The following is an 18829-nucleotide window of genomic DNA, read 5'->3' on the forward strand; positions in this document are numbered from 1 at the left end:
GTTTAAAGGAAATTTCATATGAACTAATCTTAACTCCAAATTAATAATATGCTGAACAGATGCTGACACGAAAAGGAAATTCCGTGATACGAAAAAGAAATTTTTTCCAGGTGTATAAAAATATAATCCTCTGTAAATATCAGTATAACTAACATTCACCGAATTCTATATAAAAGTGTTTAAGTTTACAAACGTTCTTCGGAAGGAAGCTTGCCAAAATAACGGAAATAAAGCTGGGAAAAGTGCCCTCGGTTATTATAACCAATAAAATCACTGATTTCTCCTACCGATTTTTCGGTTTCCAGAAGCATAGCTCTTGCTGTTTCCATTCTGGTTTTTATAATGTACTGGTGAATAGGAAATTGAGTGTAATCTTTAAATCCTTTTTTCAGATCGCTGCTGTTGAGCCCGCAGTAACGGCTTATTTCTCTGATGGCCAGACTCTGGAATGCATTGGTATCTACAAAATCTTTCGCCAGTTTTATTTTGTCTTCGAATGCTTTTTTGTGTTCAAATGTTTTTTCATCAGAAAGCAGGTAATGAATCCAGTAGCTTAGGAATTCCAGAATCCTGCTTTCGAGGATGATACTGCATGAAGCATCATCAAACGGAGTATCAAAAATGGTTTTGAGCTTTTCCTGGCTCAGATAATTGCGCTGTGCATTTTCCAGCTTCTCTTTCAGCAGCCCGTTATCTTTTGGAAAAATACTTTTCGGAACAAAAATTCTCACACCGTCAATATCAGTAGTATTGTGTTCAAATTCTTTTTCGTTGTTAATGAAATTACTGCTGATTTTCCCTTCTTTATTGATCCGGAAATCCATCATTCCGTTATCCCCTACTTTATGGGGTGAATGAAAAATGGTTTCTTCCTGAAAGTTCCATTTTCCACGGAAAAAATGAAAATTCCTTTTATTGAAAAGAATCAACTTCCCATCTCCTAAATCCTCCGGCATCTCCAGAACTGTAGAGTTCAGAAAATCTTTTTCACAAAATCTGTAATCCTGGATTAGACCTTGTTTAAAACCATCCGGCTCCAGATAAGGAAGGAGTAATTCCATAAAACGGTAATTTAGTAGGTGTAAGTTAATAAAATTCTAAAACATGACAAATATCATAATTTTCACTTAAAGATCTTCTGTGTGAACTGATAAAGAGATCTTCTCCAGGTAAGCCATTCGTGGCGGGTTTCCGGGGACTTATATTCAAAATAAGGATAATTATTCCGGTTTAAAAAATTCGTCAATACTTCATTAAACTTAAAAAACAATACATCTTCTTTTTCCCCGATTCCAATAAAGAAATAAGGTTTTTTCTTAGATTTCAGTAAATTTTCTATGGGAAGTTCTTTAAAAGGTTCAGCTTCAGTTCCTTCATAAATCACCGGGCTGAATGCTCCGATTGCTGAAAATATCTCCGGGTGGGAAACTCCTATCAGCATAGCCTGATAACTGCCTCGGGAAAGTCCTGCAATAGCTTTCTTATCAGAAGTTTTATATTTCTTTTCAATATAGGGAATCAGCTCCTGAGTAACAATTTTGTCAAGATTTTTGGAAGACAGAACAGTTCTGGGATAATTGTCCGGCATTTTTTCCTGCTCAGGATTCAGTGCAACTCCATAATCCATCACTACAATCATTTCGTGAGCTTTTTTTTCTGCGAAAAGATTATCAAGGATATGAAGAATATAACCCTGTTTTTCCCAGCCTGTAATATCTTCTCCGGTTCCATGATACAGATATAAAACAGGCAGCTTTTTAGGCCCGTAACCTGGTGGAAGATATACTTTAAAGTTCCGTTTACCCTGTGTTATTTTCGAATTCAGACTGTCATTGATAATTTTTCCGTGTTTTACATTTTTTTCTATGAAAAAATCTTCCCCGGAAGGAATTTCAATTCCACTGGTTGGCTGGCTGTACCCAAAATACAGCTGTGTATTGGGATCGTTTGTACGCTGTCCATCCACATTAAACCAATAGTAATGAAAACCTATTTCCATAGGTGTAGTGGAGATATTCCAGAAGCCATTCTTATCTTTGGAAACAGAGGATTTTATACTTTTCATTCCATCCCCACCATCTAAGGTTACAGATTTTGCATCCGGAAAATAAACATGAAATTCTGCTTTTCTCTCTGAATTTATTTTCGGAAACTCTTTTCCGGGTAAAACTGTTGAAGAAGTCTTATACGTCTGGGAAAATAAGACAGATGAAAATAAAACGAGAATTAAAGATATTGTTTGTGAGTACTGCATCATTTTAATTTAAATATAAAGACTTTCGTAATTATTTAAGAAACTGTTTCATGAGTCTTATTGTGGTCTCCATACTCTCGGGAAGCGGCATTCCGTGGGCATAGCCAGCAAAAACGTGCAGTTCCGTAAAAATACCTGCTTTTATCAGGCGGTCTGCATAAGCTATTCCGCTGTCCCGCAAAGGATCTGCTCCGGCTACAAAAATTACAGTTGGCGGAAGGTTTGAAACATCTTTAATATTTCCCGGCAGCACATATTTTTCTTTTGAATTTCCGTTTTTTCCTATATAAAAGTCTTTTAAAACCTGGAAATCATCGCTTTTAAGACCTGGAACTCTTTTAAATTCTATAACAGACGGATAATCCATCCCGAAATCGCCGGGAGGAATTTCCAGAACTTCCAAACTGATTTTCGGGCCTTTCAAATCTCTTGTATATTGTGCCAAGCTGCCGGATATCCCGGCTCCGGCGCTTTCCCCTCCCACTGCAATGAGCTTTGGATTTCCGCCAATCTTCTCTGCATTTTTGCTGGCCCACAGCAAGGAAGCATAAGCATCATGAAGGGCTGCTGGAAAAGGGTTTTCCGGAGCGAAACGATAATCTACATTGATAATGACAGCATTTCCTCTCAGGGCGTAATCCGCACACTTCTGGTGATCCCATTTTGGAGTTCCATAAACGAAACCACCACCATGAAACCAAAGAAATATAGGAAGATTCTTCGCATTTTTAGGTTTATAAATCGTTACAGGGATCTCCGGATCTTTTGCATTGAGACCCGGGATCTTAGATTGAACCACATCAAGGCTGTCTTTGTTTTTCAACTCAGGCCAGGGCATTTCTGCCTGAGCTTTGCGTTCTTTTTTCACTTCTTCAAACGTAATATCCTTAATGGGATTATTGATCATAGGGCCAAACTGGGGCAGCAATCTTTTTTCTGCTTCCGGAAGGGCAAGTGAATGATACTGCTGTGCGGGTAATACGCCCGGAATCAGAAAATATAATAAGAATAAGAGGTATTTTTTCATAATTTATATAGTGAAAGGTTCTATTCTCTCAAAATTAATAGTATGTTTAACATCGGGATGATACGAAAAGGAAATTTTGTGATACGGAAAAGAAATTTTTATGGTTGGCCTTCCGGATTCGATGACGATTAATTTGGGATTTAGTTCTTGAACTGCTTCCGGAAAGCGGCTGCCGTTATTCCTTTATGTTTTTTGAACTGCCTGCTTAAATGGCTTTCATCAGAAAAACCTAAATCGTCTGCAATCTGTCCTATCGAATATTCACTATAGAGCAGCCGCTGCTCAACAATGTTCATTTTATACTGAGTGAGATAACAGTGTAAACTGCTTCCGGTGAGATTTTTAAAATATTCCCCTATATAATTTGCAGACAGGTTAAATTGTTCCGCAAGATGCTTTATTCTTAAATTTTTAGGACAGTGTATGTGCTGATGCAGATAAACCAGTATCTTATTAATCAAAGGTTCATCCATTGTTGCATCTGATACAACCTGCTGGGGATTGACGTTACGGGAAATGATATTTAAAACAAGGATTATCAGATGCTGCAGATTTTCATCAAAATAGGAAGGCTTATTATTATACTCTGTGATCATATTTTGAATTAACGAAGCAATCATATCACAATCCTGCTGATCTTTAATCAATACCTGCTCAAAGCGGTTGTGATGGGTAAAAATGGCTTCCAGTTGTTTTAACCATTCAATAACTTTTTCTTTTTCATGTTTGGTTTTGTACTGCTCAAGAAAAACTTCTGAAAACCGGATGGAACAATAACGTGTATTTGTAGTACTCTCGAAACCCCTGCAGTCTAACGGAGTAAATAAAAAGATACTTCCTTTACTATATGAAAATTTGTTTTCATTAACAATTCTTATCCCTTCACCATCTATGATCTGTACAATTTCAAAGAACTGATAGATCAGAGGACGTTCGTGCCAGTGATCCATATCTGATACAAATATGTCTAAAGGTTTATGTAAATGTCTGTTTTTCATTACCCGAAATGTACAAAAAAAACCGCTCGATATTCCTGTTTTATCCTGTTGGTTCATACTAATTTTGTTAAAAAAAGATGTCACAGAAAAAATTAACCACTCCGTTTATCAGCAAAAATCTTTCTCTTTCCAACAGAATTGTAATGGCCCCAATGAACCGCCGGAGAGCTGTTAAGGGAGTACCGTCAGCATCCATGCTCACCTATTATGAGCAAAGAGCCGGCGCGGGATTATTAATCTCAGATAACCTCGCTGTTTCTTCCAATGGCGGTGCCTATATGAATACACCTGGAATATATAATGAAGAACAAAAATTGGCATGGAAAAAAGTAGTTGAAGGAGTACATGCAAAAGGGGGAAAGATATTTGCCCAATTGGTACAGGCTGGTCGTGTCGGGCATCCGGCCATTCAAAATAACGAGCCATTAGTAGCACCATCGCCCATACCTGTGAATGAAACTATCCGTATTCCCGATAATAGCTATCAAAGCATGACAATACCGGTAGCTATAAATACAGAAGACGTTCCGGTTTGGATAATGGCTTTCAAGCAGGCAGCAATCAATGCAATGGAAGCAGGATTTGACGGTGTTGAAATTCATGCAGCACATGGTTTCCTGATCGATCAGTTTATCAATCCTGCCAGTAACATCAGAACAGATGAATATGGCGGAAGCATTGAAAACAGAACCCGTTTTCTACTTGAAGTTATGCAGGCAGTTATCGCAGCAGTTGGCAAAAACAAAGTAGGAATAAGATTGTCTCCTTTCCGCAAAATTTATGATTTGAAACCTTATCCTGAAGAATCGGCAACACATGAATATATTCTTGATGAACTTCAGAAGCTGGATATTTTATACATTCACTTTTCCAATGCAGTAACCAACGGGAAACCTTCAATTCCAGTAAGCTTTTTAGAGAATGCCAGACAGCGTTTTAAAAATATCATTATGATTGCAGGCGGCTTTACCCCAGAAACAGCAGAAGACATTCTACAGACCGGACTTGTGGATCTGGTAGCTTTTGGCAAACTATATATTTCAAATCCTGATCTGGTGGAACGCATAAAAAATGATCTTCCACAGGCAGATTGGGATGAAGAAACTTTTTATCATGGCGGAGATGAAGGGTATATTGATTATCCTAAACTATCATTTCAGGCTTGTTTAAAATCATAAAATACAATAAAAATGAAAAAAATTGGAATAGTGGGCGGAATGACCTGGGTATCCACAATGGAATATTACCGGCTTATCAATAAAGGGATCAATGACGTTTCAGGGAATTTAAATTCTGCCGAATGCATTATTTATTCTTTAAATTTTGAGGAAATTATCAGCAAGGACTGGAAAGAAATTTATTTTATTCTGCTGAATGCCTGCAAAAATCTGGAAAAAAGCGGGGCAGAACTCATTATTTTAGGAGCCAATACCGCTCATTATTTAGCTGACAGGTTACAAGGTGAAATATCATTGCCAATTATCAATATTATTTCTGCAACCGCTGATGCAATACATGAGAAAGGACTTGAAAAAGTAGGGCTACTCGGTACAAAATTCACCATGGAAATGGATTTTTACAGGAATAAACTGGCTCAGGAAGGTATTCAATCTATAATACCTGAAAAACAGGAAACAAGAGATTTTATACAACATATCATCAATTACGAATTAGAAAAAGAAATCATAAATAGCGAAACAAAAGAAGCTTTTCTAACTATTATCGAGGAGCTTATAGATCAGGGAGCACAGGGAATTGTACTGGGCTGTACGGAAATTCCATTGCTGATTAAACAACCGGATGTAAAAGTACCTGTTTTTGATACTACAGCAATCCACTCGGCAAGAGCTGTAGCTTCTGCTCTTTCTTTAAAATAATGCAGATACTTGAAATTACACAAATCCCCGGGTGATTTCCTTGGGGATTTATCCGATCAATTATGTCCTGCTTTTCTGTTTAGGATCCTGTATTTAAGCTTTGAAGACGGCTTTTCAATCATTACCCTATATAATACACCTCCGGCAATACATCCTGTAAAACAAATCAAAAGGCTGATATGATCTGATACGTCCATCCCAAACTGACCCAGAACATTCTGAATCATATGGATAATTCCTTTATGTGAAAGGTAAACTGCGTAAGAAAGCCCTGCCAGCTGTGAAGTAATATAGGATTTTGATCTGAAAAGAAATGATGATCCGGAAACCGATGCCATCAAAATAAGTCCATAACTAACCGCTACAAAAGTAAATCCAAAGATGGAAGCCCCCTCAGAAACCTGATCATTACACACCCAAAATGTGATCCCCAGCAGAATAATTCCAAGAATAAAAAGCTTATTTCCATTGTTATGAACCAAATTTTTAAACCGGAATGAATACTGCATTAAATAACCAATTATAACTCCTATTGCCAAGCCATCAAGCCGTGTATGGGTAGGATAATAAATTTTCATATACCACTCTTTCCAGAAGCCTTCAGTATCCAGGACAGGAACAATACACTCTTTCCATGTGATCAATCTGGATGATAAAGAAAGGATGATAAGAAAAACAGCAAAAAACACTGTATATCTGAATACTTTTATTTTTACCGCTGCTAAAAGTACTAAAGGAAGGAAAAGATAAAACTGCTCCTCAATACATAAAGACCATGCGTGTGAAAATGTTCCCCGGTTTATGACATCGAGTCCATAATTCTGGGTAAAGGTGATAAATTTCCAGAAAGATGACAATGCTTCTCTTTCCCTGAAAAAAGGAAATAAAAAGTACAGGACCAAAGTGAAACAGAAAGGTGGAATGATCCTGAAAAAACGCTTGGTAAAAAATGTTTTTAAACTTATCTTTCCACTTCTTTCAATTTCTTTAAACAGTTGCCCTGATATCAAAAAACCACTCAATACAAAAAAAAGGTCTACTCCTGTCCATCCGAATTTTCCTATTGTATCAATCCATACAGGGTGTTTAAAGGCACGATAATGATACATTAAGACCAATAGAATAGCTAAAGCTCTTAAATGATCCAATCCGTAAAGTCGTTCTGAAGAATATTGGTCTGCAGGCATTATTTTTTTCTGCAAATGTTATAAAACAGATCCGGATTATTTTCTGAAAATGACATATAGCTCTGATCCTGATGTAAACAGTACAATCTGCTGTTTAAATAGTCAATAAGGTTTTCTGTCATTAATTTGTCCCTTTTCATCAAAAAATGTCGGGCTGTGTACCAGGATTTTCTATTTTTGAGGGCTATGAAATTCGGACCTGAAAATAATCTCAAGCAGAATATCTGTTTTCAGCTGTTATTTTGGACAGCTTTATTCTTATTCGGAATGGCAAGAAATTATGGTGAAAATGACAGCGGTATTTCCTCAGAGATCCTGATTTATAATTTCTGCCACTGGATTTTTCAGATCGCAGGGGCTAATTTCATCTATTTTGTTCTTATCCGGAATTTTTTCGACCGGAAAAAATATCTCACCTTTTCGCTGTACCTTATTTTCAGTCTGTATATCATTTCAGTGATCAACAGGATATTCATTGTCTATTTTGCGGAACCTTTATTCATGAGTGTTCCTAAAGACAGCTTTTTCAGCATTTTTACCGACATCGGCTATCTTTGGACCCATTATACGTTCCCGATTATCACCGGAGCTTTTATTTTTATCTCAGTGATGTTTGTGATCCGGTATAAGGATGAAAAAGAAAACACCGCAAAACTTCAGCAGGAAAAAGCCGAGCTTGAGTTAAAATCCCTGAAATCCCAGCTCAATCCCCATTTTCTGTTCAATACTTTAAATAATATCTATTCCCTTTCACTCAGCAATTCAGAGAAAACGTCTGAGTCCATCAGCCGGCTTTCAGATATTTTGGATTATATCCTGTACAAAGGTCCTAGAAATGAAGTTCCTATATCTGAGGAACTCGCTGTAATTGATCATTATACAGCATTGGAAAGTCTCAGATACAGTGAAGGAAGATTAAAGATCAGTAAAACAGTCACATTACATCCTGCAGTCACCATTCCTCCGCTTCTCTATCTCACATTGGTTGAAAATGCTTTTAAACATGGCGCCGGAAAGACTACAGGCCAAACTGAAATAAAAATTGATGTATCTACAGATCGCTCTTATTCTGTTTTCAGAATTGAAAATACTTGTGAAGGTGATGAAGATAATTCTTCTGAAGGAATCGGGCTGAAAAATATAGAAAGACAGCTCAGGCTTCATTATCCGGATGATTTTATACTTAAAGTTTCAAAAGAAAATAATATTTTTAAGGTTGAAATAAAAACCCCGGCAACCCTATGATCAACTGTATTATTGTAGATGACGAACCTCTCGCCGCTCTCCTGCTGGAAAAACATATTTCCAGAATAGAACATTTAAAACTAGCTGGAAAAGCTGAAAACGCGATGGATGCCTACCGACTTCTGCAGACAAAATCTGTAGATCTTATGTTTCTGGATATCCAGATGCCCCACTTAACCGGAATTGATTTTCTAAGGTCATTACCGCAGAAACCGCCTACCATATTCACAACAGCTTACCGTGATTTTGCAATAGAAGGTTTTGAGCTGGAAGCAGTAGATTATCTTTTGAAACCTATTACTTTTGAACGCTTTTTCAAATCTGTGGAGCGGGTTTTAAGAAACAGCACTGATTCTCAGGAAGACTTTATCCTCATAAAAACGGAAGGAATGAACAGAAAGATTTTCATTCAGGAAATTATTTATACCGAAAGCCAGAGAAACGACATCAAGATGGTATTGGTCAGCAATGAAACCATTATTTCAAAAGGTACAATAACGGATCTGGAATCTGTTTTATCAGGAAGAAATTTTGTCAGAGTTCACCGTTCATTTATAATCAATTCTAAATTTGTTACAGCTTTTAGCAACAACGAAGTCATACTTGGAGCTTATCATATTCCTGTAGGCAGAAGTTATAAGAATGAGTTCAATGCTTTTGTAACAGGAATTTTTAAAGGATCCGCCAATCAGTAAAGTTCCATTCCTGACAGGAACTATTTAAAATAAGCAGTTAACTGCGTGTAACAATATAGTAGGCCAGCTCTCCGTCTTCCCGTTCCAGATTATTTATCCTGCTAAAACCCGCCTTTTCCAATACTTTCTGTGAGCCGGTATTATCCAGATCGGTCACAGCTACAATATCATCTGTATTTGTATTTAAAAAGCCATAGACAACCAAAGCCCGGCTAACGTCCGTTGCTATACCTTTTCCCCAATATTTTTTACTTAAGGTATACCCTATTTCAACCTGACCGGATACATCGGCAAAGTTTCTGATAAGGCACATTCCGATAAAATCATTATTCTCTGCACCGAATATTCCAAAACGGCCGAAAGGACCTTTAAGGTAATCTGCCAGTGCTATTTCAAACATTTCCATATATTGCTCGGGAGAACGATAGGGAAGATATTTTGTAACCTCCTCGTCTTCAAAAAGATTACAGAACAAATTATGTTCTTCTGCTGAAAATTCACGGATTATGAAGTTTTGATCCTGATGTAGAATACGCATATTGAAAATTATTGTAATGGAAAGATAAAAGTACAAATTATATAGAATAAAAAACCGTTAGATTATCTGGATTTAGGAATTTTAAACTATAAATATCAGATTGCAATCCCGATAAATTTTTGATTCCAAAATACCTGTCACTTGTAAATTAATAGTTTACATCAACAAAAAAAGACTTATTAAATTAATTTATGATTTTTAAAAAATCTACAAAAATAATTACAAATATCTGCAGATAAAAGATTGGCAAATGTTTTCACATTCAATGAATTGCATAATATCAGCAGCCTGCTCATTATGGATATTAAAAAAAGTATTACTTTTGCTTGAACTATTAAGATTGTTTAAAAGCTTTTTATTAGTAATTTTAAGACACAAATTTATAAACATTAAAATCCCTCCACATGAGAAAAATAATTCTACTCATTACATGCATGTTCGGTATTTCAGTTTTCTCACAGATTAAAGTGCTGAAGAATGAAAGCCTGGTGGAAATTGGCAAAGATAATTCCGTAGGTTTATATAAAAAAGAGGATAAATTTACCATCAACTATCAGGATCTTAATACAAGTAACCTGAATACCATCAGGTCTTTTTCTTTCCAGAATCTGGACAGCGATGTATCCGGTCTGTATAAACTGATTGTAGACGGGTTCATATCCATCCCGGACGAAAACACTATTCTGGAACTTCCTAATGATATTATAGAACTTCATTACGAGAAGAATTACGGGCAGCCTACCGTACAGTTTATCCAGTACATCAATAAAAACCGTAAATATGTTGGGAAATCCCAGTTTCTGACCAGAAAGCAGGTTGAGAAGATCTTCGGAAAAACAAACGGAAAATCTGCAATGTATGAGAAGCCCGGAATGAATGGTGTAAGATCTACATCAAATCAGGCATCTACTGCCGCACCGGCCTCAGGTACTGGCAATAAAAACAAAAAATCAAAGAAATAACACGATTATTTCTCAATATTACCAAACTCATTCATCCGAATGAGTTTTTTATTTTTACTTTTGCACAAAGACTTATTTATTATGCCGCTTCAGATAATCAATTTAACCAAAAAGTTTGGAGAACAGACTGCACTGGACAATATTAATATATCTATTGATAAAAATGAAATCATCGGCCTTCTCGGTCCGAACGGTGCCGGAAAATCCACACTGATGAAATCCATTGTCGGGGCATTGAAAATTGATCAGGGCGAAATTATCTTTAACGGAATGAATATTTCCGAAAATGAGATTGAAAGCAAGAAAAAAATAGGTTTCCTTCCTGAAAACAATCCGCTGTATCTGGAGATGTACGTTAAAGAATACCTTCAGTTTGTTGCCAATATCCATAAAATTTCTTCTGCCAGAGTGGATGAAGTGATTGAGCTTGTGGGCATCACCCCGGAAAGATCAAAAAAGATAGGACAGCTTTCTAAAGGATATAAACAAAGAGTCGGACTTGCACAGGCTATCATCCACCAGCCGGACTTATTGATTCTGGATGAGCCAACCAACGGCCTGGATCCGAACCAGATCATCGAGATCAGAAATGTGGTGAAAGAGATCGGCCAGCAAAAAACAGTACTTCTGTCTACCCACATCATGCAGGAAGTGGAAGCATTGTGCTCCCGTGTTATTCTTATTCATAAGGGAAATATTCTTCAGGACTGCCCTATTGATGAATTCAAAGGCAGATTCGACAGCCTTGAAGAAGCTTTTGCAAGCTATACGGCTGTTTCTTAATTATTCATGGAAATTCACATTACTAACGGACAGAACATTATCCGGGTTCTGTGCGATGGCTATGCCAGCTGTTTAATCGTCAGGCGTCCCGTAGCCGTTAACTGGCCGGATTCCAGGGGAAGTGTTGGTGAATATTATGCGGTATCCGGACTCTCTGAAGAAGAAAAGATCGCATTAGCCGATAACCTTAACCGATCACTTACGGAGGGAACTGAGGCTGAAATCATGGCCGGAATTGAGGTCTTTCTCCATCTTTTTGAAAACGGAAGCTACCAGGTTAATTTAGGTACGATCCCGTTTGACAATTCCGGTTTTTATATGAGCAGACCTTTACCTGCCGATGAAAATACTCCTGACAGCCAGAAATTTTCCGGCTGGTTCTACCCTTTTGAGGATTTTAATTACCTGTATACGCTCGAGAGTAAAAGTATTAATCCGAAAAGAGTAGAATATTATACACAGCTTATCAGAAATGGAGGCCGCCCAAAACCTGTAATCTTTTACAGCCTGTATAACCGGGATCCACAGATGAGCAGTGCTTTTGTACTGGACGGGCATCATAAAATTGAAGCTTATACAAAACTTAAGATAGATATTCCGGCGGTATTTATTGCTAAGGATAATGATGGCTTCAGTTCTGCTTCAGAATTGATGCATGGAGCTTACTGCCTGCTTCGCGATTTTGAATTTGAACATTTCTTTCAAAATAATGATGAAAATCTGCCTGATATTAATTTCATCAATGATAAAGTATTAACCAATGCTTTGGATAAAATACTGAGAGAATCGGAAAGAATTGACATCGCCATCATTGAAGTTCTTATCAGGCATCACAAATCCGGCTCATCAGATGAAAGAATGTGGCTGAACAAACGTCTTGATTTTTTGAGAGAAAATATACACCTCAGCTTTTTCAATTTCAGGAAAGGATTAAATGTTTATTTTCCTCAATATGTTGAAGATTATAAAACAGATGTCTGGTTTCTGAAAACTCTAAGAAACACTACTGAGTTAAATATCTGGATCAGTGAGACCCTATTAAGGCAGGCATAATGGCTTCATATTTGATGGGACTAAAACCTAACCAATAACCTTAATATAATGGTCAAAAAGATTTTATTAGGAGCCTTTTGCATGGCTCAGTTTTCTTTAGCTTATGCAATTGAAAAACCAGTAATCCTGCCTGTTGTTTCCAACGAGGTACAGCCGTTTCAGAAAGTCCCTAAAACAGTAATCATCAAGACGAAAAAATTTAAAATCAGGATCGATAAACAGCCTAATGGAAAATATCTTTACCAGTCATGGGCTGCCAATGCAAGGATCACTTCAAAACCAAGCATGATCATCAGTGACGGTGAGCTTATTCCTGACGGTTCGGGAGGAAATTATTATTTCAGCTTTGAAAATAAAGGTTATAATTATCAGGTATGGAGAAATTACCTTACCGATTCTGCTACCAAAGCGCCTTACACACTAGCCGTAAATGACGAAAACGGTAATGAAGTGGTACGTCAAGACGGAATGGTCGTTAAACAATAAAACAATCCTAATTTAAACAGGCAAAACCAATATAAATCCTGCAGATTACCATATTCTCAGTTACAATACAATCTGTGGAATTTGTGTAATCTGCGGGATTTTTATTATTAAAAATTTATGGAATTACCCAAATTTGCGATTTTTTTAACGCAAAGGTTTCAATATGGTTCTGTATTATTTTAAGGAAGCTAAGAGGAAATCAGCAAGCTGATTTGATGAAGCGAGGATAATATTTTAATATCTATGTTCCCGACTGTCTCAGCTGTGTACGGAAACGGCTTGCTTCATAGCTTTCTTCTGCAGCTTTATAACCTATATTAAAAATTTCCTCCAGGCGGTCTTTTCCTCTTTCAAAAGTTCCGTATGAGGAAAGTTTTTGGGAAGTGATAAACCAGTCACAGTAATCGAATTTTCCTTTCTCAATTCTATAGGAAAGAAGATCATAGGAACGGGAAACAATAGCTTTGATTGATTTTAAATCTTTGATATCAATATCATGGGGAGGAGAAACAAAAACACCGATAAGCTGATCACATTCGTCCCTGATGATATCTGCCGGAAAATTGTTCAGTACCCCTCCATCACAGTACATTTCCTCACCAATGATGTAAGGTGTTGTAACTCCCGGAATGGAGCATGATGCAATAATGGCATCCACCACTTTAAAGTTTTCATCAAATATTTTCTGGGTTCCGGAAACGAGTTCTGTTGCTACAATTTTCACTTCTTTTTTCAGATCTCCTAATTTCATATCCTGAAAAATAGGCTTAAGGTAATTCCTGAAAATAACGGAAGAAACCAATCCCGGCTGGTTGAAAGTAAAATGTTTCCAGTTGAAAAAATAAACCGAATTGAAGAATTCAAGAATCTCATCCGGTGTTTTTCCCACTGCATAAAGGCATCCCACAATAGATCCTGCGCTGCAGCAGGACAGCACATCAATATCTATGTTTTTTTCGTTCAAGAATTTTAAAACTCCTGCATGGGCAATCCCTTTGGTACCGCCTCCTGATAAAACCAGCCCTGTTCTCTCAAAATTCATAGAATAAATGTAAGAAAACAGGGCGAGAAATTAAGTTTAAATTGTATAAATATTATGTTAAAAATTATTTCAGCAGATATTCCTGCATAAATCTGATTACTGCAAGGCGCTGAAAATCCACATTTTCTTTTTTCCTGAATCCGTGGCCTTCATTTTTAGCTTCCAGATACCATACTGTTTTTCCCTGGGCTTTCAGCTTATCTCTCATCTGAACAGCTTCTGTAACAGGAACTCTTGGATCATTGGTTCCCTGAATGATAAACATTGGTTTTTTGATCTTATCGATATTGTTCAGAGGGGCTATTTTTGTGAAGAATTCTGCCATCTTTGGAATTCTTTCGTCACCATATTCTACTCTTCTTAAATCTCTGCGGTATTCTTCTGTGTTTTTAAGAAAAGTATTAAAATCCGAAATTCCCACAATATCCACTGAACATCTGATCTTATCGGCATATTCATAAGCCGTAGCTAAGGTCATAAAACCACCGTAGCTTCCTCCCATAATCATGATCCTGTCTTTATCCAGTTCAGGTTGCTTAGCAATCCAGTCCAGAAGGGCTCCGATATCTTTTACGGAATTCATTCTCAGATCCCAGTTATCCGCAGCAATAAATGTTTTTCCAAAGCCTGATGAACCTCTTACATTGGGATAAATCATGGCCACGCCCATTTCATTGGTAAAATAGTTGGAAGAACCTAAAGAAGAAGCCATCGACTGCCCTTCCGGGCCGCCGTGAATAGAAATGATTACAGGTCTTTTACCTGTAAATTTAGAGGCTGCAGGGTAATAGAACCCTGAAATTTTCATATTGTCAAAGCTCTTCCACTCTATCAGTTTTGGAACAGACATGTCGGCAGGCTGCATTTCACCTTGTTCACTTTCTGTCCATCTTTCTATATTCTGGCTGGTCAAATCCATTTTATAAATATCTGAACCGGAATCTGCCGCAGATCGCGAAAAGTAAAGAGATCTTCCGTCATTGGTAAATTTCACTCCGCCAATTAAACCGATAGGAATTTGGCTTACAGGTACATATTTTTTCGTAGCTGTATCCAGAATATATAATCTGTTGATTCCGCTTTCATTGGTTACAAATGCCAGTTTAGACTGATCTTCGGAAAGGTCGTAATCTTCTACTTTCCATGGAATGGAAGATGTCAGGTATTCCGTTTTTTTGGTTTTTAAATTTAAAACTGCCAGTCTGCTGAATTCGTTATTTCTGTCTGTAATATAAAAGATTTCGTCAGGATTTTTACAGAAAGAAGCCTCGCCCTGTACGACTCCTTTTTCCTTTCTGTCGGTAATGGGTTCCAGTTTTTTGGTTTCCAGATCATAGATATACAAATAAGAGTCGTTGGCAGAAACGTATTCTGATATCAGAAGTTTTTTACCATCTTCAGAAAGATCGGAAATTCCCCAGCCACCGCCTTTTACTTCTAAAACAAGCTGAGTTTCTTCCGGCTTTAAAGGATTCATATAATAAATATCCCTGTCGCCTCCATTTCTTTTGGTTGATGAAAAGTAGAATCCTGATCCGTCTTTTTTCCAGGTTACTCCTCCGTTCTGTGATCTTCCGCCGTCTGTAAGCAGTTTGGATTCCAGGGTTTTCAGATCAAGCTTAAAAAGCTGCCCGAATTCATTTCCTCCGGTATCTTTCCCATAAATCAGGTAATCTCCTTTTACAGGTTCATAGGATGCTGTACTTACAGGTTCATCAAAGAAGGTAATCTGTTTTCTCGCACCCATCGGAACAGAAATTTTATGAAGCTGATTGGTAGAGGCAAAACGGGTTGTAGCAATGATTTCTTTTCCATTGGGATGAACGCCTGCAATACCTGCATTTCTGCTTTCTGAATATTTTTTGATACCCTGATTCAGACTTTTTGAAATAGGCAGGATATTTTCTGCAATAAGGTTTTCATTGGGACTTACAAATTCATTTTTCGTCTGTGCAGACAGGAGCCCTGCCAGAGAAAGGGCAAGAACAATATATTTGTTTTTCATTGTTAAAATTTTGACTGAATTTACAAAAAAAACCACAGACAAAATGCCCGTGGTTTTTATATTAAAGATTTTGGATCTTTTAATTATTGATATATTTTTCAAAAATCGCTGAAAAATCTTTCTGATTATATCTGTCGAAACTGTTTGTATTCCAGGCGAAAATATATTCGTTGATGGCCTTCAGTTCCTGACTTTTAGAAACACTTTCCTGTTTTCCTGAAGCCACTGTTGTTACTGCTTTCTGCAAACTGTCGTTAGAAAAATTCAACAGTGAATGATTGTGATGCACAACCTGCTGAATAGCCAAAAGTGCCTTATAAAGATCTTTCAGCTGATCAATCTGAGCTTTTGCAACGCTGATCATCAAAGGAACATTTCCTATGTTAAAAGAAATTTCAACATCCAGATCTATTGTTCCTGCAGTCTGCAGCGCAATATTTGAAAAAGGAAACTGATAATACTCGTATCTCTTTAACACTCTTTTTTTATCTAAGGCACTTGCTCCGTCGATATGAATTAAAGCTCTGTTTGTGAAACAATATTCATCTCTTTTAGATTTAATCAAAAAGAAAATCTTCTCATTGTCTTCGGATAAAATATAATCGTCAGAATCTACCTTATCATAATCGTGAGAAGGAATAATTTTACCGATGTCTCCTAATCCTAATGCTTCCGCGGCTAGTTTTTTGAACATAAATTGTGTCTCTTAAATATATAATTAGATATGAATAACTTCTCCGTAAGCAGCAGCAGCAGCTTCCATAATTGCTTCAGAAACTGTCGGGTGCGGGTGAATTGATTTGATGATTTCATGACCTGTAGTTTCCAGTTTTCTTGCAACAACAGCTTCAGCCACCATATCCGTAACTCCTTCCCCGATCATGTGGCATCCTAACCACTCCCCATATTTAGCATCAAAGATAACTTTGATGAAACCGTCCGTATTTCCGTTAGCAGTAGCTTTACCACTTGCAGAAAGAGGGAATTTTCCTACTTTGATTTCGTATCCTTTTTCTTTAGCCTGTTTTTCTGTAAGTCCTACTGATGCAACTTCAGGATGACAGTACGTACATCCAGGGATATTACCGTAGTCGATCTTTTCAACATGCATTCCTTTGATTTTCTCAACGCAGGTGATTCCTTCAGCTGAAGCAACGTGTGCCAGAGCCTGAGTAGGAATAATATCACCGATTGCATAGTAACCCGGAACTGAAGTTTCGTACCATTCGTTTACTAAAACTCTTCCTTTATCTGTCTGGATTCCTACGTCTTCCAATCCGATGTTTTCGATATTGGCAGCAATACCTACGGCAGAAAGTAAAATATCAGCTTCAAGGGTAATGTTTCCGTTAGCCGTTTTTACAGTAGCTTTTACTCCTTCTCCGCTTGTATCTACGCTTTCCACTGATGCATTGGTCATAATCTCGATTCCTGTCTTCTTAAGAGATTTTTCCAGATGTTTGGAGATTTCTTCGTCCTCTACAGGAACGATATTTGGCATAAATTCTACGACAGTTACTTTAGTTCCCATTGTATTATAGAAATCGGCAAATTCTACCCCGATAGCACCTGAACCTACAACAATCATAGATTTCGGCTGCTCAGGAAGAGATAAAGCCTGTCTGTATCCGATTACTTTTTTACCATCCTGAGGAAGGTTTGGAAGTTCTCTTGAACGGGCTCCTGTTGCAATAATGATATTTTCTGCTGAATACTCAGTTACTTTACCATCGTTATCTGTAACAGAAACTTTTTTACCTTTCTGAACTTTAGCTGTACCAAGAATAACGTCTATCTTATTCTTCTTCATAAGGAATTCAATTCCTTTGCTCATTTTGCCGGCTACGCCACGGCTTCTCTGGATTACGTTTGGAAATTCAAAGCTGGCTTCCACTTTATTCAGACCATAGTCCTCAGCATGGTTGATATAATGAAAAACCTGGGCAGACTTCAATAAAGCTTTCGTAGGAATACATCCCCAGTTCAGGCAGATACCTCCTAAGTTTTCTTTCTCGATAATTGCAGTTTTGAAACCCAATTGTGCTGCTCTGATCGCTGTAACATAACCGCCAGGACCGCTTCCGATGACAATGATATCGTAGTTCATTATTTTAAAAATTTTTATGCGAATTTAAGGAAAAATATTGGATGAAGCACGTTTCTGTAAATTCATCTGAGAATGTATTATGAAGATGGATCACATTCACTTTAAACAAAAAAAGAGAATACAAAAAAGCATTCTCCTTACCTATTTTATTCTAAAAATTTTAAGATTACATTTTTTTCAGTAATCTTTTCTGGCTCTGATATTTTTCATTTAAAGCCTTTAGCTGATCTCTTTTCATTTTCTTAGTAGCAAGCGGATGATTCAGGATCAGTTTTTTTTCTGTATTGTATCTTTTGTCCAGCTCACGTGATTTCATACTAATCAGCTCGGCTTTGGAAGGATGCGGCGGAGCCGGAGGACTTTTCTGGGCATTAACATTCATTGATAAGCCTAATAGCACCAGCGTTGATATCAAAAACTTTCTCATGACATTTACTTTTTCTGAATGATTTAAACCAATTAATAATTATTAATTAAATTCATTCACATTTAAATAAATATTACATATATCATACCATTGTTTTTTATGGTTTTCAAATAACATTCTTTAGTATTGTTGAAACAAGTATT

Annotated in this window: 19 protein-coding genes; 8 read left to right on the forward strand and 11 right to left on the reverse strand. The window is 37.1% G+C overall.

Annotation, left to right across the window (positions count from 1 at the left end):
• Positions 1–185: 185 nt before the first annotated feature.
• The 4 genes from ACQWU4_RS04255 to ACQWU4_RS04270 all read right to left on the reverse strand — a co-directional run bounded on the left by ACQWU4_RS04255 (position 186) and on the right by ACQWU4_RS04270 (position 4279).
• Entirely contained in the window at positions 186–1061 is an 876-nt protein-coding gene (locus ACQWU4_RS04255) for a helix-turn-helix transcriptional regulator (RefSeq protein WP_429934518.1), read from the reverse strand.
• Positions 1062–1123: 62 nt separating this feature from the next.
• Positions 1124–2257, reverse strand: a complete 1134-nt coding sequence (locus ACQWU4_RS04260) for an alpha/beta hydrolase-fold protein (RefSeq protein WP_429934519.1) — start codon at positions 2255–2257, stop codon at positions 1124–1126.
• Positions 2258–2285: 28 nt separating this feature from the next.
• Entirely contained in the window at positions 2286–3281 is a 996-nt protein-coding gene (locus ACQWU4_RS04265) for an alpha/beta hydrolase (protein WP_429934520.1), read from the reverse strand.
• Positions 3282–3421: 140 nt separating this feature from the next.
• Entirely contained in the window at positions 3422–4279 is an 858-nt protein-coding gene (locus ACQWU4_RS04270) for an AraC family transcriptional regulator (protein WP_429934521.1), read from the reverse strand.
• 77 nt (positions 4280–4356) lie between these two features.
• On the opposite strand from ACQWU4_RS04270, the gene ACQWU4_RS04275 reads away from it, so the two are divergent.
• Both ACQWU4_RS04275 and ACQWU4_RS04280 read left to right on the forward strand, forming a co-directional pair.
• The gene (locus tag ACQWU4_RS04275) at positions 4357–5457 is read left to right on the forward strand and encodes an alkene reductase (protein WP_429934522.1); all 1101 of its coding nucleotides are present in this window, start codon (positions 4357–4359) and stop codon (positions 5455–5457) included.
• 12 nt (positions 5458–5469) lie between these two features.
• Positions 5470–6156 carry an aspartate/glutamate racemase family protein gene (locus ACQWU4_RS04280; RefSeq protein WP_429934523.1) on the forward strand — a complete coding sequence of 229 codons (687 nt, stop codon included), beginning with the start codon at positions 5470–5472 and terminating at the stop codon, positions 6154–6156.
• 56 nt (positions 6157–6212) lie between these two features.
• Here the strand turns inward: ACQWU4_RS04280 and ACQWU4_RS04285 are convergent, their stop codons facing one another.
• Positions 6213–7343, reverse strand: coding sequence for an acyltransferase family protein (locus ACQWU4_RS04285; RefSeq protein ID WP_429934524.1), 1131 nt, complete (start codon positions 7341–7343; stop codon positions 6213–6215).
• Between the two features lie 186 nt (positions 7344–7529).
• Between ACQWU4_RS04285 and ACQWU4_RS04290 the strand changes: the two genes are divergently transcribed.
• Both ACQWU4_RS04290 and ACQWU4_RS04295 read left to right on the forward strand, forming a co-directional pair.
• The gene (locus ACQWU4_RS04290) at positions 7530–8588 is read left to right on the forward strand and encodes a sensor histidine kinase (RefSeq protein ID WP_429934525.1); all 1059 of its coding nucleotides are present in this window, start codon (positions 7530–7532) and stop codon (positions 8586–8588) included.
• Positions 8585–9283, forward strand: coding sequence for a LytR/AlgR family response regulator transcription factor (locus ACQWU4_RS04295; RefSeq protein ID WP_429934526.1), 699 nt, complete (start codon positions 8585–8587; stop codon positions 9281–9283). The genes ACQWU4_RS04290 and ACQWU4_RS04295 overlap by 4 nt, the downstream gene beginning before the upstream one ends.
• A 37-nt stretch (positions 9284–9320) precedes the next feature.
• Here ACQWU4_RS04295 and ACQWU4_RS04300 read toward each other — a convergent pair whose 3' ends face one another.
• A complete protein-coding gene (locus ACQWU4_RS04300; RefSeq protein WP_429934527.1) occupies positions 9321–9821 on the reverse strand; it encodes a GNAT family N-acetyltransferase in 501 nt (166 codons plus the stop codon).
• Positions 9822–10225: 404 nt separating this feature from the next.
• Here ACQWU4_RS04300 and ACQWU4_RS04305 point away from each other — a divergent pair, with 404 nt between their 5' ends.
• The 4 genes from ACQWU4_RS04305 (at position 10226) to ACQWU4_RS04320 (ending at position 13105) form a co-directional block, all read left to right on the forward strand.
• Positions 10226–10783, forward strand: coding sequence for a hypothetical protein (locus ACQWU4_RS04305; protein ID WP_429934528.1), 558 nt, complete (start codon positions 10226–10228; stop codon positions 10781–10783).
• A gap of 81 nt (positions 10784–10864) precedes the next feature.
• On the forward strand, positions 10865–11566 hold the full coding sequence (locus ACQWU4_RS04310) for an ABC transporter ATP-binding protein (protein WP_429934529.1): 702 nt from the start codon (positions 10865–10867) through the stop codon (positions 11564–11566).
• 6 nt (positions 11567–11572) lie between these two features.
• Positions 11573–12619, forward strand: a complete 1047-nt coding sequence (locus ACQWU4_RS04315) for a hypothetical protein (RefSeq protein WP_429934530.1) — start codon at positions 11573–11575, stop codon at positions 12617–12619.
• A 48-nt stretch (positions 12620–12667) separates the two neighbouring features.
• Positions 12668–13105 (forward strand): hypothetical protein, encoded by a 438-nt coding sequence (locus ACQWU4_RS04320; protein WP_429934531.1) that lies wholly within the window; start codon positions 12668–12670, stop codon positions 13103–13105.
• Positions 13106–13346: 241 nt separating this feature from the next.
• On the opposite strand, the gene ACQWU4_RS04325 is transcribed toward ACQWU4_RS04320, so the two are convergent.
• The 5 genes from ACQWU4_RS04325 to ACQWU4_RS04345 all read right to left on the reverse strand — a co-directional run bounded on the left by ACQWU4_RS04325 (position 13347) and on the right by ACQWU4_RS04345 (position 18686).
• Positions 13347–14147, reverse strand: a complete 801-nt coding sequence (locus ACQWU4_RS04325) for a patatin-like phospholipase family protein (protein WP_429934532.1) — start codon at positions 14145–14147, stop codon at positions 13347–13349.
• Positions 14148–14211: 64 nt separating this feature from the next.
• Positions 14212–16152 carry a prolyl oligopeptidase family serine peptidase gene (locus tag ACQWU4_RS04330; protein ID WP_429934533.1) on the reverse strand — a complete coding sequence of 647 codons (1941 nt, stop codon included), beginning with the start codon at positions 16150–16152 and terminating at the stop codon, positions 14212–14214.
• Between the two features lie 79 nt (positions 16153–16231).
• The gene (locus tag ACQWU4_RS04335) at positions 16232–16846 is read right to left on the reverse strand and encodes a PH domain-containing protein (protein ID WP_429934534.1); all 615 of its coding nucleotides are present in this window, start codon (positions 16844–16846) and stop codon (positions 16232–16234) included.
• A gap of 24 nt (positions 16847–16870) precedes the next feature.
• Positions 16871–18259 carry a dihydrolipoyl dehydrogenase gene (gene lpdA, locus ACQWU4_RS04340; RefSeq protein WP_429934535.1) on the reverse strand — a complete coding sequence of 463 codons (1389 nt, stop codon included), beginning with the start codon at positions 18257–18259 and terminating at the stop codon, positions 16871–16873.
• 166 nt (positions 18260–18425) lie between these two features.
• Positions 18426–18686, reverse strand: a complete 261-nt coding sequence (locus ACQWU4_RS04345) for a hypothetical protein (RefSeq protein WP_429934536.1) — start codon at positions 18684–18686, stop codon at positions 18426–18428.
• Between the last annotated feature and the right edge of the window lie 143 nt (positions 18687–18829).

This window comes from Chryseobacterium sp. MIQD13, from assembly GCF_050496705.1.
GTDB lineage: Bacteria > Bacteroidota > Bacteroidia > Flavobacteriales > Weeksellaceae > Chryseobacterium.